General features: G+C 74.4%; 17 protein-coding genes. 3 read left to right on the top strand and 14 right to left on the bottom strand.

Annotation, left to right across the window (positions count from 1 at the left end; all coding sequences use genetic code 11):
- Positions 1 to 379 precede the first annotated feature (379 nt).
- Positions 380 to 2,050 (top strand): IclR family transcriptional regulator C-terminal domain-containing protein, encoded by a 1,671-nt coding sequence (locus AB8Z75_RS20380; RefSeq protein ID WP_369204022.1) that lies wholly within the window; start codon positions 380 to 382, stop codon positions 2,048 to 2,050.
- A gap of 44 nt (positions 2,051 to 2,094) precedes the next feature.
- On the opposite strand, the gene AB8Z75_RS20375 is transcribed toward AB8Z75_RS20380, so the two are convergent.
- The 5 genes from AB8Z75_RS20375 to rpmG form a co-directional block, all read right to left on the bottom strand.
- A complete protein-coding gene (locus AB8Z75_RS20375; RefSeq protein ID WP_369204020.1) occupies positions 2,095 to 2,556 on the bottom strand; it encodes a nucleotidyltransferase domain-containing protein in 462 nt (153 codons plus the stop codon).
- A gap of 135 nt (positions 2,557 to 2,691) precedes the next feature.
- A complete protein-coding gene (gene rpsR / locus AB8Z75_RS20370; protein WP_369204018.1) occupies positions 2,692 to 2,928 on the bottom strand; it encodes a 30S ribosomal protein S18 in 237 nt (78 codons plus the stop codon).
- Between the two features lie 44 nt (positions 2,929 to 2,972).
- Positions 2,973 to 4,160, bottom strand: coding sequence for a GTP-binding protein (locus AB8Z75_RS20365; protein WP_369204016.1), 1,188 nt, complete (start codon positions 4,158 to 4,160; stop codon positions 2,973 to 2,975).
- Positions 4,157 to 4,414 (bottom strand): type B 50S ribosomal protein L31, encoded by a 258-nt coding sequence (locus tag AB8Z75_RS20360; RefSeq protein WP_369204014.1) that lies wholly within the window; start codon positions 4,412 to 4,414, stop codon positions 4,157 to 4,159. Before AB8Z75_RS20360 ends, AB8Z75_RS20365 begins: the two co-directional genes overlap by 4 nt.
- A 23-nt stretch (positions 4,415 to 4,437) precedes the next feature.
- On the bottom strand, positions 4,438 to 4,602 hold the full coding sequence (gene rpmG, locus AB8Z75_RS20355) for a 50S ribosomal protein L33 (RefSeq protein ID WP_369204012.1): 165 nt from the start codon (positions 4,600 to 4,602) through the stop codon (positions 4,438 to 4,440).
- A gap of 113 nt (positions 4,603 to 4,715) precedes the next feature.
- On the opposite strand from rpmG, the gene rpsN reads away from it, so the two are divergent.
- Entirely contained in the window at positions 4,716 to 5,021 is a 306-nt protein-coding gene (rpsN, locus tag AB8Z75_RS20350; RefSeq protein ID WP_369204026.1) for a 30S ribosomal protein S14, read from the top strand.
- A gap of 163 nt (positions 5,022 to 5,184) precedes the next feature.
- Here the strand turns inward: rpsN and AB8Z75_RS20345 are convergent, their stop codons facing one another.
- Positions 5,185 to 5,403: a hypothetical protein gene (locus AB8Z75_RS20345; protein WP_369204010.1), complete on the bottom strand. Its 219-nt coding sequence runs from the start codon at positions 5,401 to 5,403 to the stop codon at positions 5,185 to 5,187.
- A 343-nt stretch (positions 5,404 to 5,746) separates the two neighbouring features.
- On the opposite strand from AB8Z75_RS20345, the gene AB8Z75_RS20340 reads away from it, so the two are divergent.
- Complete coding sequence (locus AB8Z75_RS20340) at positions 5,747 to 5,983, top strand: chaplin (RefSeq protein WP_369204008.1); 237 nt, start codon at positions 5,747 to 5,749, stop codon at positions 5,981 to 5,983.
- A gap of 305 nt (positions 5,984 to 6,288) precedes the next feature.
- Here AB8Z75_RS20340 and AB8Z75_RS20335 read toward each other — a convergent pair whose 3' ends face one another.
- From AB8Z75_RS20335 to AB8Z75_RS20300, 8 genes are all read right to left on the bottom strand, one after another.
- Positions 6,289 to 7,971: an enoyl-CoA hydratase-related protein gene (locus AB8Z75_RS20335; RefSeq protein WP_369204006.1), complete on the bottom strand. Its 1,683-nt coding sequence runs from the start codon at positions 7,969 to 7,971 to the stop codon at positions 6,289 to 6,291.
- A 99-nt stretch (positions 7,972 to 8,070) separates the two neighbouring features.
- Positions 8,071 to 9,060: a hydrogenase expression/formation protein HypE gene (gene hypE / locus AB8Z75_RS20330; protein WP_369204024.1), complete on the bottom strand. Its 990-nt coding sequence runs from the start codon at positions 9,058 to 9,060 to the stop codon at positions 8,071 to 8,073.
- A gap of 109 nt (positions 9,061 to 9,169) precedes the next feature.
- Complete coding sequence (hypD, locus tag AB8Z75_RS20325) at positions 9,170 to 10,297, bottom strand: hydrogenase formation protein HypD (RefSeq protein ID WP_369204004.1); 1,128 nt, start codon at positions 10,295 to 10,297, stop codon at positions 9,170 to 9,172.
- A complete protein-coding gene (locus AB8Z75_RS20320; protein WP_369204002.1) occupies positions 10,294 to 10,617 on the bottom strand; it encodes a HypC/HybG/HupF family hydrogenase formation chaperone in 324 nt (107 codons plus the stop codon). Before AB8Z75_RS20320 ends, hypD begins: the two co-directional genes overlap by 4 nt.
- Before the next feature lie 29 nt (positions 10,618 to 10,646).
- Complete coding sequence (gene hypF / locus AB8Z75_RS20315) at positions 10,647 to 13,004, bottom strand: carbamoyltransferase HypF (protein ID WP_369204000.1); 2,358 nt, start codon at positions 13,002 to 13,004, stop codon at positions 10,647 to 10,649.
- On the bottom strand, positions 12,991 to 13,869 hold the full coding sequence (hypB, locus tag AB8Z75_RS20310; RefSeq protein ID WP_369203998.1) for a hydrogenase nickel incorporation protein HypB: 879 nt from the start codon (positions 13,867 to 13,869) through the stop codon (positions 12,991 to 12,993). The genes hypF and hypB overlap by 14 nt, the downstream gene beginning before the upstream one ends.
- A gap of 4 nt (positions 13,870 to 13,873) precedes the next feature.
- Positions 13,874 to 14,254, bottom strand: a complete 381-nt coding sequence (gene hypA, locus AB8Z75_RS20305; RefSeq protein WP_369203996.1) for a hydrogenase maturation nickel metallochaperone HypA — start codon at positions 14,252 to 14,254, stop codon at positions 13,874 to 13,876.
- A 232-nt stretch (positions 14,255 to 14,486) separates the two neighbouring features.
- Positions 14,487 to 15,005 carry a hydrogenase maturation protease gene (locus tag AB8Z75_RS20300; protein ID WP_369203994.1) on the bottom strand — a complete coding sequence of 173 codons (519 nt, stop codon included), beginning with the start codon at positions 15,003 to 15,005 and terminating at the stop codon, positions 14,487 to 14,489.
- Positions 15,006 to 15,036: the final 31 nt, after the last annotated feature.

The following is a 15,036-nucleotide window of genomic DNA, read 5'->3' as shown; positions in this document are numbered from 1 at the left end:
CCTCGGGGCGCGGATCGGGGCGGCGGTGCGTTCGGCCATCTCCGCGAACTCGCCACCGGGCGCGCACTCGTGCGGGACGGCACCGATCGAGGCCGAACGTCGGCGGCGGGTGTGCGACCTGCGCTGCCCGGTGTTCGCACAGTGAACTATCGTTCGTTCCCGAACGCCCGGTGAGTCTCTTCCGGGCGCGAGGCCTTGTCAATGGGTGCCGCACCCGGGAGACCGCGCCCGTGGCCCCGTCGGACACGTGCCGGGAGCGAGACGTGACGCCGCCCGCCCCGTGAGGACTTCGGAGGACCGCATGCCACGCAGCGCAGCGACCCCACCGCCCGCACCGCCCAGGCCCTCCCCGCCGCGGACCGCGCCCGGTGGAGAGGCCGTGGCCACCGTGGAGCGCGGGCTGACGGTCCTCGGCGCCCTCGCGGCCACGCCCGGCGGCCGGCTCAGCCGCGCGGAGCTCGTGCGCATCTGTCCGCTCGCCCGCGCCACCCTCGACCGCGTCGCCGCCACCCTCGTCCGCCTCGGGCACCTGCGCGCCGAGGGGACCGACCTCCGACTGACGCCCCGCGTCCTGGAGTTCGGCAACGCCTACCTGGCCGCGAGCACCCTGTCCGGGGCGCTGGGCCCGCACGCCCACCGGCTCGCCGACGAGCTGGACGAGTCGGTCTCCGTGGCCGTCCCCGACCGCGACGGTGTGCGCTTCGTCATCCAGTGCCCGCGGCGGCGCGCCATGGCCGTCGCCTTCCACATCGGTGACCTGCTGCCAGCCGAACGCTGCGCGCCCGGCGCCCTGTTCGCCGCCCAGTGGGACCAGGCCACGTGGCGGCGCTGGCGGCAGCGCCTGACCGAGGACCCGCACGCCGCGGGGTTCCTCGCCCTGCCGCCGCGCCGCGGCCCGTGGCAGGCGCCAGGGGCCGAGGAGTTCACGGCCCGCGTCGCCGAGGCCCGCGAGGCCGGCGCAGCCGTCGACGACCAGCTCGTCGAACCCGGGCTCGTCGCCGTCGCGCTGCCCGTGTACGGACCCGACGCGGCGCTGGTCTGCGCCGTCAGCGTCGTCAGCCACACCAGCAGACACACCGCGGACAGCCTCACCGCCCACGCGCTGCCCCGGCTGCGCGCCTGCGCCGCGACGATGCGCGAGACGCTCGCCACGTCCCTCCGCGGGGCGCCGGCGCCGGCAGCCGCACATCCCCCGGCGCCGGACCCCGCACCCACCCAGGCGGCGGCCCTGCGGGCGGTCAAGGACGAAGTCGGGCCCGGCTTCCTCCAGTCGCTCGCCCGCGGCCTCGCCGTCCTGTCCGCACTGCGCGCTCCCGGAGGCCTGTCCCTCACCCAGGTCGCCGCGGACACCGGCCTCTCCCGGGCGACCGCCCGCCGCTTCCTGCACGCGCTGCGGCACCTCGGCTACGTGGGCGCGGGCGCCGACGAGACCCGTTTCGTCCCGTTGCCCAGGACGCTGGGGCTCGGCTTCGCCACCCACGCGGGCCTCACGTTCGAGCGGATCGCCACCCCGCACCTGGCCGAACTCGTCGGCCGCGTCCACGACTCGGCCTCGATCGCCGTACTGGACGGCACCGACATCCGCTACGTGGCACGCGTCGCCGCCACCCGCATCATGGGCGTCGACCTCGGTGTGGGCACCCGGCTGCCCGCGTACGCCGCCGCGATGGGCCGGGTCCTGCTCGCGGGGCTGGACCGCCGGGACGCCGCCGACCGGCTGGCCCGCTCGGCGCCGGAGCCGCTGACCAGCCGCACCCTCACTCGGCAGGCGGACCTGACCGCCGCTCTGGAAGCCGCACGGCGGGACGGTCACGCCCTGGTCGACCAGGAACTGGAGGAGGGTTTGCGTTCCCTCGCCGTTCCCCTCCGCGACCGCCACGGCCGGGTGGTCGCCGCCCTCAACGTCGCCGCGCACGCCGCGCAGCGCACCCCGGACGAACTGCGCACCGCCGTCCTGCCCGAACTGCGCTCGACGGCCCGCCGGATCGAGACGGACCTCGCTGCCGCGACGGAGTACCTGGTGGCGGGGGCGGTCACCGGCGCGCCGTAGCGAGGCCGCTTCCCCGGTTCCCAGGCTTCCCGTCCCGGCCGTGCTCAGCCCCGGCGGCAGGCGGCCGTCAGCGCGGCGAGCAGGCCCACCGGATCGTGCAGGACGAGAGCCCCGTCCTCGACGACCCGGCGGGTGCCGGGGTCCACCGGCTCTGTGGCCGCCCACGACGGCGTACCGATCCCGAACTCCACCTCCAGCCCCGAGGACGTCGCAAAGCGGCGCTCCTGAATGGCGCCCCACCAGCGGGTACGTACGGGCAGCGGCAGCCCGAGCCCGCGTGCCCAGGCGTCGCCGCCGAAGGCGGACACGTCGGCCACCAGCAGGACGAGATCGATGTCCGAGCTCGTTCGTGCCGCGCCCCGGGCGCAGGAGCCGACCAGCAGCAGCCCGGCCACGTCCGCGCGGGAGGCCGCCCAGGCGGTCACCCTGGCGACCACGCCGCCGATCTCGGCGACGCGCGCGGCGGGCAGGTCAGGGCCGGGGGTCGGGAGAGGCGGATGGCTCATGCGGGGAGCCTACGGGCGCAGGCGGCGGACAGCCCGCGGGCTGCCGCCCCGCTTCCGGCCGCCCGCGGGCTGCCGCCTCGCTTCCGGCCGCCCGCGGGCTCCCCGCTGCCGGCGCTCGCGTGGGGCGGCCCGTGGTCAGCGGCTCGCGTAGGGCAGCAGCCCCATCTCCCTGGCGTTCTTGATGGCGGTGGCGAGCCGGCGCTGCTGTTGGGCCGTGACGCGGGTGACGCGGCGGCTGCGGATCTTGCCGCGGTCGGAGATGAACTTCCGCAGCAGGTCGGTGTCCTTGTAGTCGATGTAGGTGATGCCCGCGGCGTCCAGCGGGTTGGGACGGGGACGCTGCGGCTTGCGGCCGGTGGTACGGCGGGACATGGGGCCTCCATGAGGGACGGCACGAGAAGGGGAGGGGGCGACGGTCAGGGGACGGGGGAGAGGAGCGCGTCGAAAGCGGCCGGGAGCCGCTTCCAGCCCTCGCGGCCCGCGGCGTACTCGGCGTCGCTGAGCAGGCAGGCGTCGAGGAGCCCGGTCAGGCCCTCGCGGTCCAGCCCCGGCGAGGTGAAGACGAGGTGCTGGCAGCGGTCGCCGTTCTCGTGGTGCCAGTCCAAGGAGGCGGCTGCGCGGCGCACGGGCGGCACCATCTCCCACGCGGCGTCCGGCAGCGAGGCGAGCCAGGGCCCCGCCTCCTCCACGCACAGCGCGCCTCCGGCCGCGTCCCAGGACAGGAGGGTGTCGGGCCGGTCGGCGAGCCAGAACCGGCCGCGGCTGCGGGCGGCGGCGCAGCTGAGGTCCTCCAGTGCCTGGTAGAGCCGTTCGGGATGGAAGGGCCGGTCCGCGTGCCAGACGAGGGTGGCCACTCCCGCCTCCTCGGCCTCCTGGGGCAGCCGGGCGCAGGACGGGTGCTGGGCGGCGGCGGCGTCCGCCACGTCGAACCCGGCGAAGACGAGCGGGGTCAGCTCCGGCGTGCCCAGCGGGACCTGACGGGCCGTGGGGTGCAGCTGGGCCAGGAGCGCCCGGTCCTCGTCGTCGGCTTCCCGGCCGTCGACCAGCGCGAGGACGGGCGCGTACTCCAGCTGTCGCGCGAAGGTGTCCGCGACCGTGCGCTGGTCGGTGGTGGCCGCGGCCAGACCGGCCTCCGCGAGGTCGTCCCCGCTCGCGAGGCAGGGCAGCACCAGGGCCGGGTCGACGGCGGTGACCACCTGCGTCACACGCAGCGTCCGCCCGCCGTGGGAGGCGACGACCTCGGCCATCGCCTTGGGCTCCACCGAGTCCCACAGCTCCACCACAGCCACCCGCGCGGAGCCCGCCAGCCGCCTCAGCTCAGGCACGAGATCCTCCCGCAGGGCGCAGCAGGCGCAGTCGTTGACCAGTGGCGCCTCGCCGACGTCGATCGTGCCGGTGCGGTCGCGCACGACGCGGGTCACCGTGCCGCGGGCCGCGGAGGCGAGATCGTGGTGGAGGGACACGCTTCCCGGCACGCTGCGCAGCAGCCAGGTGACCACGCGCCTGCGGGCTTCGGCGTGCATGCCCGCCACGAGCACGACGGGCAGCGGCTTCGTCTCCTCGGGCACCTGGTCCGGTGCTTCTTCCGGCTTCCCGCCTGTCATCGGCCGCCTCCACAGCGGCCGTAGCGGCGCTCGAAGCGCTCCACGCGCCCGGCACTGTCCACGACGCGTGCGGCGCCGGTGTGGAAGGGGTGGCTGCGGGAGGAGATCTCGACGTCCACCACGGGGTAGGTGCGGCCGTCCTCCCATTCCACGGTCTGCTCGCTGGTGAGCGTCGAGCGGGTCAGGAAGGCGAAGTCCGCGCTCTTGTCGCGGAAGACGACGGGGCCGTAGGCGGGATGGATTCCGGGCTTCATGGGTGTCCTTCCTCGTGTCCGGGTCAGCGCTCTTCGCGGAAGTCGACGTGCCTGCGGGCACGCGGGTCGTACTTGCGCAGTGTCAGCCGGTCGGGGTCGTTCCGCCGGTTCTTGCGGGTCACGTAGGTGTAGCCGGTGCCGGCGGTGGAGCGGAGCTTGATCAGGGGGCGTAGTTCGTCGCGAGCCATGGCGGCCACTATATTGTTAATGGAAATCATTTCCAACTAGAGACCGCGAGAGGTAGGTAACACCCGTGTCCGCCCACTGCCAGCTCACCGGAGCCCGACCGCGGCCGGGTCTGATGGCGAAGAAGAGCAAGATCGCAAAGAACGAGCAGCGCCGGCAGACCGTCGCCCGGTACGCCGCGCGGCGGGCCGAGTTGCGCGAGATCGTGCGCAGGCCGTCCAGTACGGACGCCGAACGGCGCAGTGCCCAGGCGGAGTTGCGGCGCCAGCCGCGCGACGCCAGTGCGACCAGGGTGCGCAACAGGGACAGCGTGGACGGCCGCCCCCGCGGCCACCTGAGGGCCTTCGGCCTCTCCCGGGTCCGCTTCCGCGAGCAGGCGCACGCCGGATACCTGCCGGGGGTCACCAAGTCCTCCTGGTGAGACGGCGTGCCCACGCCTCGTGCACACGCCGCCAGGGGCCGCTCCGGTGGAGCGGCCCCTGGGGGTCGGCCGGCCTCGCGGCCCGGCCACGACGCGGAGGGATCATCCTTGGAGGTTCGGAAGGGCCACTCCGCGTCGGCTTGGGGAACTGCCGGCGAACCGGTCAGTCGTTCTGCATCGGGCCGAACGTGAAGATCACCGAGTCGCTCACGACGTGGTCGTCGTCCGAGACGTTGACGGACGTCCACTTCTTGTGGACGTCCTTGTGGACCCAGTTGTACTCGTCCCCGCCGCAGGCCGAGGCCGCCGTGGTGCCGGCGGCGGCCAAGCCGAAGGCGGCGATGCCGACCGCGAGGGAGCGCGTCAGGGTGCGCATGCGCATGAAAACCTCCGTGGAGATCACGAAAGAACAAGGACGGGTCCATCGTCACCGCCTCGCCGGGCATTACAGAGCAATATATGAAGGACACGGCATAACGGACCCGAATGGCCGCCTCGGCTTCCGCTCACGGAGCCGCCTCGGCTCCCGTCCCCGAAACCGCTTCGGTTCCCGCTCTCGGAGAGGCTTCGGTGCCCCTTCCCCGGCCGTCGGCGGGCCGGGAGGCGAAGGGGAGACACCGCCGATCGGGTGAGTCGCCGCCCGTTGGGCGTGGCGACGGTATGCCCGGTTCGGGTAGCGGTGCACCCTTGTGCGCGTCTTGGTCCACAGAACAAGGAGGATCGCCATGCGCATCCGTACCGCGGTTGTCGCCTCCGGCCTGGCCGCCACCACCGTCCTCGGCGGCGCGAGCGCGGCGTTCGCCGACGCGGGCGCCCAGGGCGGAGCGACGAACTCGCCGGGCGTGCTCTCCGGCAACGTCGTGCAGGTCCCGGTCCACATCCCCATCAACGTGTGCGGCAACACCGTCGACATCATCGGGCTCCTGAACCCCGCGTTCGGCAACTTCTGCTACAACGACTGACACCGCCCCGCGCGGTACCGGAGGCGGGTTCTCCGCTCTCCCGCGGGCTCTCCGTTGTCAGTCGAGCGCCCCGCCGGCAACACCGGCGGGGCGCTCGCGCGTGCGCGTCCCCGGTCGCGGGGCCGTGGCAGGGAGCGGCGGACGCGCTCCGGAGGGGCGCGGGGGAACTGCTCCCCTCAGCCAACCCCCCACCCGCGGACCGCACGCCACGGACAGTGGCTCCCCCTTGCCGGAGCAAGAGCGGCAGGGGAAGCCCTGCCCCGGCCGCAGGGGAAGTCCCGTCCCGGGCGGGGTCGCAGGGGCGCCTACCCCCGGCGGCCCCGTACGTCGCCGGGGACCGGCTCCTTGCGGAGGAACGCGGCGCGCAGCGCGTGGTGCGGGGCGCCCGGGTCGAACAGGACGCGGTGCATGGCGGCCAGTTCCTGGTCGCGGTACGAGGCCAGTGGTTCGGCCGCCTCGTCACGGGCCCTGTTGGCCTTCTTGACGGCCAGCCGCTGGTGGGTGGCCGGGTCCACGGCCAGCGCAGCCGCCAGCTCGGCCACGCGCGGGGCGAACTCGCTCGGCGCGGTCGGCAGCACCCGGTCCACCAGGCCGATGCGGCGCGCGGTGGCCGCGCTCATCGGCTCGGCGTCCCGCATCAGCGCTTCGGTGATCTCCGGGCCGACCCGGCGGGGCAGCGTGTAGGTCCACAGCTCGGAGCCCGGCAGTCCCATGAGCCGGTAGTGCGGGTTGAGGACGGTGCCCGCCCTGCACCACACCTCGTCGGCGGCGGCGGCCAGCATGGCGCCGCCTGCCGCGGCGTTGCCGCCGAGCGCGGCGACCACCAGCCGGTCCGTGGTGGTCAGTACCGCCTCGACCACGTCGTCGATCGCCTGGATGTTGGCCCAGCCCTCGGCCGCGGAGTCCCGGGCCGCCTCGATGACGCCGAGGTGGATGCCGTTGGAGAAGAAGTCGCGCGCACCGCCGAGCACCACCACCCGGGTCGGACGGGTGCAGGCGTACCGGTAGGCGGCCAGCAGCCGTCGGCACTGGACGGTGCTCATCGCGCCGCCGGGGAAGGAGAAGTGCACGTACCCGACGCCGTCCCGCTCCCGGTAGCGGATCTCGGAGTAGGTGAGGCGTTCCGGGGCGAGTTCGAGCGGTGCCGGGCGCTCGGGCACGTCCGGCAGCCGCTCACCCAGCGCCAGCGTGGCGGGCAGCTTGAACGTCGCACGGCCGCCGGGGGCGCGCACCGGGCGCAGCTGGGGGATCCAGACCGCACCGTCCACCGTGGCCCGGCAGATGGCGCCCGCCCGGGTGGCGACGATCTCTCCCGGTGTGCCGTGCAGTTGGTCCTCGAGGTGGCCGCCGTGCAGGTACCACTCGGCTCCCAGCAGTTCGTCGCGCACCCCGGGCTGCGAGTCGGCGGCCCGCAGGGTGCGCAGCACGGCGATCGTCCCGTCCGAGCGCCAGTCGATGCGGCGCTCGGACTGCCGCACGACCGGCCGCACCGTCGGCGTGAGGTCCCGTTGCGAGCGCGGGCGGTGGCTGCCGGTGGCGAACCGGGCCAGTGCGCTGCGGACCGCTTCGAGGGCCGCGTCGGAGACCTCGCCGCGGTACAGGTCGCTCTTGGCGACGCCGCTGGGCACCGTGCACTCGGCGGAGGCCCAGATGTCGCCGGCGTCCATCTCCGCCTCGGCCTGGAGCACGGTCACGCCCCAGCGGGTACGCCCCTCGGCCACGGCCCGGTCGAGGGAGGAGGGGCCGCGGTCGCCGGGCGGCCCCGGGTGGACGATCAGGCAGGTGTACCGCGACCAGACGTCCTCGGGGACGGCGGTCCGCAGCATCGGCGCGACCACCAGCTCCGGCTCGTACCCGGCGACCGCGTGCCGCACGTCGTCGGCGTCGCGCACCACCTCGGTCGCGACGGTGTGCCGGGCGTCCCGCAGTTCGGCCTGGACCCGCTGGGTCAGGCTGTTGAAGGCGCTCGCGATGAGCAGGATCCGCACCACGACCTCCTGGTGGTTGTTGGGTGAGCTGTCGGCAGGTGTCCTGGCGGACTGGCGGACTGGCGGACTGGTGGACCGGCGGACACGTTCCTCTGCGGTTCAGCAGATCCGGGGCAGTTGTTCGCCCAGCGGCAGGTCCACGACTCTGTGGCCGCCGAGACCGGTGCGGGCGACGACCGTGCCGGGGTGCTCCTCGACGCACTCGCCGATCACCGCGGCCTCGGCGCCCAGGGGGTGGGCACGCATGGCGGCGAGTACGGCGTCCGCCTCGGCACGTGGCACGAAGGCCAGGAGCTTTCCCTCGTTCGCGACGTACAGCGGGTCCAGACCCAGCATCGAGCAGGCGTTCGCCACCGCGTCGGGGACCGGCACCGCGCGTTCCCGCAGCACCACGCCCACCGAGGCGGCCGACGCGATCTCGTTGAGGGCGGCGGCGACACCCCCGCGTGTGGGGTCGCGGAGCGCGTGCACGTTGCGGGTGACGGCGAGCATGCTCTCCACAAGGCCGCCCAGTGCCGCGCAGTCGCTCTCGATGGCGACCTCGAACCGCAGCCCCTCGCGCTTGCTGAGCACCGCCACGCCGTGCGCGCCGATCGGGCCGCTGACGAGCACCACGTCGCCGGGGCGTGCGCGCTGCGGCCGGATGTCGACCCCCTCGGGGATCAGCCCGATACCGGCCGTGTTCAGGTAGATGCCGTCGCCGCGCCCGGCCTCGACGACCTTGGTGTCCCCGGTGGCGACCTCCACCCCCGCGGTGCGGGCCGCGGCGCCCAGCGCCTCGGCGACCCGCGCCACCGTGGCGATCTCCACGCCCTCCTCCAGGATGAACCCGCAGGACAGGTAGGCGGGGCGGGCCCCGCTCATCGCCAGGTCGTTGACCGTGCCGTTGACGGCCAGGTCGCCGATGCTGGCGCCGGGGAAGAACAGTGGCCGCACCACGAAGGAGTCGGTGGAGAAGGCCAGCCGGGCGCCGCCGAGCTTAAGCGCGGCGGAGTCGGCGAGCGTGGACAGCGCCCGGCCACCGAACGCCGGGGCGAAGACGTGCTCCACCAGCTCCGCCGAGAGCGCTCCGCCTCCGCCGTGGCCCATGACGACCCGCCGCTGTCCGCGCAGTGGCGCGGGGCACGTCCAGCCGGAGAAGTCGAGCGCGGGGGAGGCGGGGGAGAGGGTGTCCGCCGCGGGCCCGGCGGTCTCGGTACTAGTCAACGCTGCTCGCCTCCAGTGGTGCGGTCGTCGTCCCGCCGAGCCGGCGGTAGAGGTAGTAGGCGGCGCAGGCACCCTCGCTGGAGACCATCGTGGCGCCCAGCGGGGTGCGCGGGGTGCAGGTGGTGCCGAACGCCTCGCACTCGTGCGGTTTCAACAGCCCCTGCAACACCTCGCCGCTGCGGCAGGCCGCCGGCTCCCTGGTGGTGACGCCTTCCACGGAGAACCGGTACTCCGCGTCCCAGGCGCGGTAGCGGGGCGCCAGCCGCCAGCCGCTGCCGGGGATGACGCCGATACCGCGCCAGCCGCGGTCGCACGGTGCGAAGACCTGATCCAGCATGGCCTTGGCCGCCGTGTTGCCCTGCGCGACCACCGCGCGCGGGTAGGCGTTCTCGACGGTGTGCCGCCCGCTCTCCAACTGCCGTACGGCGCGCCGCACCCCCTCCAGGATGTCCAGCGGCTCGAACCCGGTGACGACGATGGGAACCCCGAACCGGTCGGCCAGCGCCGGATACTCGTCCGTCCCCATGACGCTGCACACGTGCCCCGCCGCCAAGAACGCCTGCACCCGGCACTGAGCGGAGCTCATGATCGCCTCAATGGCGGGCGGCACCCGCACGTGGGAGACGAGCAGACTGAAGTTGCGCACCCCCTGCTCGGCCGCCTGGTGGACGGCCATGGCGTTGGGCGGGGCCGTGGTCTCGAAACCGATGCCGAAGAAGACCACCTCGCGCCCGGGGTTCTCCCGGGCGATCCGCAGCGCGTCCAGCGGCGAGTAGACGACGCGGACGTCGCCGCCCTCCGACCTGACCTGGAAGAGATCGCGCCCGGTGCCTGGCACCCGCAGCATGTCGCCGAACGAGCAGAAGATGACATCGGGCCGCGAGGCGATCTCCAGCGCCTTGTCGATCAGTTCGAGCGGGGTGACGCAGACCGGGCAGCCGGGGCCGTGGATCAGTTCGAGTCCGTCGGGAAGGAGTTGGTCGATGCCGTGCCGGATGATCGAGTGGGTCTGCCCGCCGCACACCTCCATCAGCGCCCACGGGCGGGTGACGGTGGCGTGGATGTCCTCCAGCAGCCGCCGGGCCAGCCGCGGGTCGGAGAACTCGTCGATGTACTTCACAGCCGCACCTCCCGCTGCCCGCCGGGCACGGACGGCTCGCCGCCGCCCCGCCGCGCCTCCTCGGCCGCCCGCCACGGGTCGCCGAACTCCTCTTCCAGCAGCCCCAGCCCCTGAAAGAGCGCCAGGGTCTGCCGGGCCGACTCCTCGTCCAGCCGCTGCAGAGCGAATCCGACGTGCACGATGGTGTATTCGCCGACCCGAAGGTCGGGCACGTACGCGAGGCACACCTCCTTGACCACGCCACCGAAATCGACGGACGCCATGCGGGTGCCGTCACGCTCCTCGATGTCCAGAACCTTGCCGGGTACCGCCAGGCACATGGGCTCGTTCTCCTCGTTCGACGGTCGGGTCAGTGGGCCGCGACCAGGAGCTGGCCCAAGGCCAGCCCGCCGTCGCCGGGCGGGACGATCCTGTGGCGCAGCACCGTGAAGCCGTCGCCGCGCAGCCCGCGCGCACAGGCCTCGGACAGCAGCGCGTTGGCGAACACCCCGCCGGTCAGCGCCACGGTCTCCACCCCGTGCCGCTCGCGGACCGCCGCGCAGGCGCGCAGCACCAGCGCGGTGACCGCCGCGTGGAAGCGCGCCGCCATCAGCTCCCGTGCCGCGCCCGCCCGCAGGTCCGCGACGACGGCGGCCAGCAGCGGCCCCGGGTCGGCGAGCAGCGGTCCGCCGCCGGTGGGGGAGCGCAGCGCGAACGCGTAGGCACCGGGGTCAGGGGCGGAACAGGCCGCCGCCGCGGCCTCCAGCTCGATGGCGGCCTGCGCCTCGTATCCGGCGTGCCGGCACACGCCGATCAGCGCGGACACCGCGTCGAACAGCCGCCCCATGCTGGAGGTCGGCACGCAGTGCAGGCCGCGGTCCAGCTGCCGCGCCAGCACCCGCAGCTCCGCCTCGGAGCGGCCCTGCGCGCACGGCAGGTCCGCGTCCCAGGCCAGTCCCGCCGCCCACAGCTGGGCGAGCGCCATCCGCCAGGGGTGGCGTACGGCGGCGTCACCGCCGGGCAGCGGCGCGTAGCGCAGCTGGGCGACGCGGGTGGAGCGGTCGTAGTCGGCGAGCAGGAACTCCCCGCCCCAGACGGCGCCGTCGTCGCCGTATCCCGTGCCGTCGAAGGCGACGCCCAGCACGGGGGACGAGCCGTCCAGCCCGTTCTCGGCCATCACCGAGGCGACGTGCGCGTGGTGGTGCTGGACCCGGCGCAGCGGCCGGTCGCCCGCGGCTCCCTCGGCCCACCGGGTGGACCGGTAGCCGGGGTGCGGGTCGGCGGCCAGCAGCTGCGGGGCGACGCCGGTGAGGCTCGCCAGATGCTCCCCCGCCCGCTCGAAGGTCCGCAGCGTGGCCAGGTCGTCCAGGTCCCCGATGTGGGCCGACAGCCAGGCGCGCCGCCCCTCGCCCAGGCCGAGGACGTTCTTCAGGTCTCCGCCCACGGCCAGCGCCGGCCGCACCGGAACGGGCAGCGGCACCGGCACCGGCGCGTACCCGCGCGAGCGGCGCACCGGCAGCACCTCACCGTCCACGACACGCACCACCGAGTCGTCGCACGGGACGTGGATCGGGCGGTCGTGGGTGAGGAAGGCGTCCGCGAGAGGCGCCAGCCGCTCCAATGCCTCGTCCTCGTCCCAGGCGAGGGGCTCGCCCCCCAGGTTGCCGCTGGTCATCACCAGCAGCCGGGGTCCCGGCGGATCACCGGGCAGCCCGAGCAGCAGGTGGTGCAGCGGGGTGTAGGCCAGCATGACGCCCAGGTCGGGGCTGCACGGCGCCACGGCGGCGGCGAGGCCGCGCTCCGCCCCGGGGAGGCCGCGCTCCGCCCCGGGGAGGCGCCTGCGCAGCAGCACGATGGGACGGCGATCGCCGGCCAGCACGGCCCGCTCGCGCGGACCGACGGCGGCGAACGCCTCGACGTCCGCCGGGTCGCGGGCCATCACCGCGAACGGCTTGTCCCCGCGCGCTTTGCGACGGCGCAGCAGCCGCACGCTCTCCTCGTCCGCCGCGTCGCACGCCAGGTGGTAGCCCCCCAGGCCCTTCACGGCGACGACGGCGCCCCGCGCGAGCAGCCGCCGCGCCTCGGCCACCGGGTCACCGCCGTGCTCCGTCCACCCCGTGCCCGCGCCCGGTGCCCGAGGCACCAGAAGCCGCGCGCGGGGGCCGCAGTCGTGGCAGGAGACCGGCTGGGCGTGGAAGCGCCGGTCGGCCGGGTCCTCGTATTCGCGGGCACAGCGCTCGCACATCGCGAAGCCCGCCATGGTGGTGTTGGCGCGGTCGTAGGGCAGGCCGGTCACGAGGGTGAAGCGCGGCCCGCAGTCGGTGCAGGTGACGAACGGGTGGCGGTGGCGGCGGTCCGCCGGGTCGGCCAGTTCGCGCAGGCAGGCGCGGCAGGTGGCGATGTCCGGTGCGACGAGGGTGGACAGGGCGGACGGCGTGCCGCCCGACCGCGAGGCGACGATACGGAACCCGGAGCCCCCCAGCGGCGGCAGCGGCTCGTGCGTGACCGACTCGACCACGGCCAGCGGCGGCGCCTCGCTCCCCACCCGCTGCCGAAAGGCCGCGACGGCCTCGCGGGCGCCCTCCACCTCGGCCACGACGCCCTCGCCCGTGTTGGTGACGTGTCCGGCCAGCCCCAGCCGTCCGGCCAGCCCGTACACGTACGGGCGAAAGCCCACGCCCTGCACCACGCCCCGGACCAGGACGCGGCTGCGCTCAGCCCCTGACATGCGCGGGAGCGTGCGAGTGGCTCGGCGTCTGGTCGGGTCCGTGGCCTTCGCTGTGCCCGTATGCGTGCTCGTGCTCGTGGCCGTGCTCGTGGGGGCGGCCGTGTTCATGACCGTGGCCGTGGCCGTTTTCGTGGCCGTGTTCGTGTTCGTGTTCGTGTGTGTGCCCGTGCGCCGCCGTCCGGCGGTCCATCACCGGGCGGTGGGCGGCGGCACCGCCTGCCACCGCCAGTGCGCGATCCAGCAGAACACCGACGTTGATCCCGGCCCGCGCCGAGGTGAAGACGACCTCGACACCGGGGTTGACCTGGCGCACATGGGCCAGGAAGGCTTCCCGGTCGAAGCCGACGGCCTCGGCGATGTCCTCCTTCGTGACGAGGACGAGCTGCGCCGGCCCGAAAGCCGTGGGGTACTTCAGCGGCTTGTCCTCGCCCTCGGTGACCGAGGCCAGCACCACGCGCAGCGACTCGCCCAGGTCGTAGGAGGCCGGGCAGACCAGGTTCCCCACGTTCTCCACGAACAGCAGCCGCGTGTCCGGTGGCAGCCAGCCGGCCAGGTGCCCGGCGAGCATGCCGGCCTCCAGATGGCACAGCCCGTCGGTCAGTACCTGCTTGCAGGGCACGCCCGAACGGGCCAGGCGCCGCGCGTCGTTCTCGGTGGCCAGGTCGGCGGTCAGCGCGGCCACGGGGACCCCGCGCTCGCGGGCCAGCGCCAACTCGGCCTCCAGCAGTGCCGTCTTGCCGCTCCCCGGGCTGGAGAGCAGGTTGACGGTGACCGTCCCGCGGGCGGCCAGCTCGGCACGCAGGTGCTCGGCACGGCTGTCGTTCCGGGCCAGGACGGCCTGCTGGAGATCGGCGACGCGGCACATGGGATCACAGCTCCTCGAGGGCTCGGGCGCGCTGCGGGGCCTCGGACCAGCGCACGGTGGCGATGTGCAGCTCGCGGCCGGACAGCAGCCGGGTACGGGAGTCGCCGCACCGCGCGCAGCACAGCCGCGGCGGCACACCCGTGGCCCATTCACGGCCGCAGGTCTCGCACCGGGCGCGCCCCGCGACGTGTTCGGTGACCAGTTCGGCGCCCGCCAGGACGGTGCCCTCGCAGGCGAGGGAGAAGGAGAAGCGCAGCGCGTCCGGGACCACGCCCGCGAGCTCGCCCACCGACAGCGTCACGGCCTCGACGCCCGCGGCGTCGTGCGCGCGCGCCGCCTCCTCGACCTGGCAGACCACTGCCATCGCGATGGACATCTCGTGCATCGGGCACTTCCCTGCGGTACGGACCGGGCTGCGGCCCGCACCATTACAGGGTTGCCCCGGGCCACTCCCGCGCCGCCACGCCGCTGCCCTGGCGGGCCGTCCGCCGTTCGGCGGTTCCGCGCGCGCCGCCCGTGTGAAGCGGTGTCAGAGCGTCGTGAGAGCGCTGTCAGAGTGCCGCCGGAGCGCCGTCAAGGAGTCGTCAGCGCGCTGTCAGAGTGCGACCGGAGCGCCGTCAGGGAGTCGTCTCCAGCTCGTCCAGCAGCCGCAGCACTAGTTCGCACGCGTCGTCGACGGCAGCCGCCACCGGTGCGCTCAGTCCGATGCCCTCGTCCAGCGCGGCCGGCTCGCAGCCGACCACGAACACGCGCCGGGGCCTGCTGCCGCCGGTACCTTCGCTCAGGGTGTCCAGGAGCGCGAGCACGGTATCCGGTGACATGTGGTGGCCGTCGACCACGGGCACACCCTCCGGTGCCACCCGGTCGTCCGCGCCGACCTCGATCAGGTGCACCGTCCCCGGCTCGCCGCCGCGGTGGACCGCGTCGACCAGGACGAGGACGGCGCAGCCGTCGAGAACCTGATAGGCCAGGTGCACCCCCCGCACCCCGATGTCCACCGCCTCGACGCCCGGCGGCAACGACCGCTTGGCCAGCCGCTGGACGACCTCCACCCCGAACCCGTCGTCACGCAGGAAGATGTTGCCGATCCCGGCGACGAGGGTCGGGGCGGTGCGAGATGCGACGGCATCGTTCACGGGGGCTCCAGAGGGGTGGGTGCTCGTACTC

Source organism: Streptomyces sp. PU-14G, from assembly GCF_041028275.1.
GTDB lineage: Bacteria > Actinomycetota > Actinomycetes > Streptomycetales > Streptomycetaceae > Streptomyces.
This window is presented reverse-complemented; position numbering and strand designations above follow the sequence as displayed.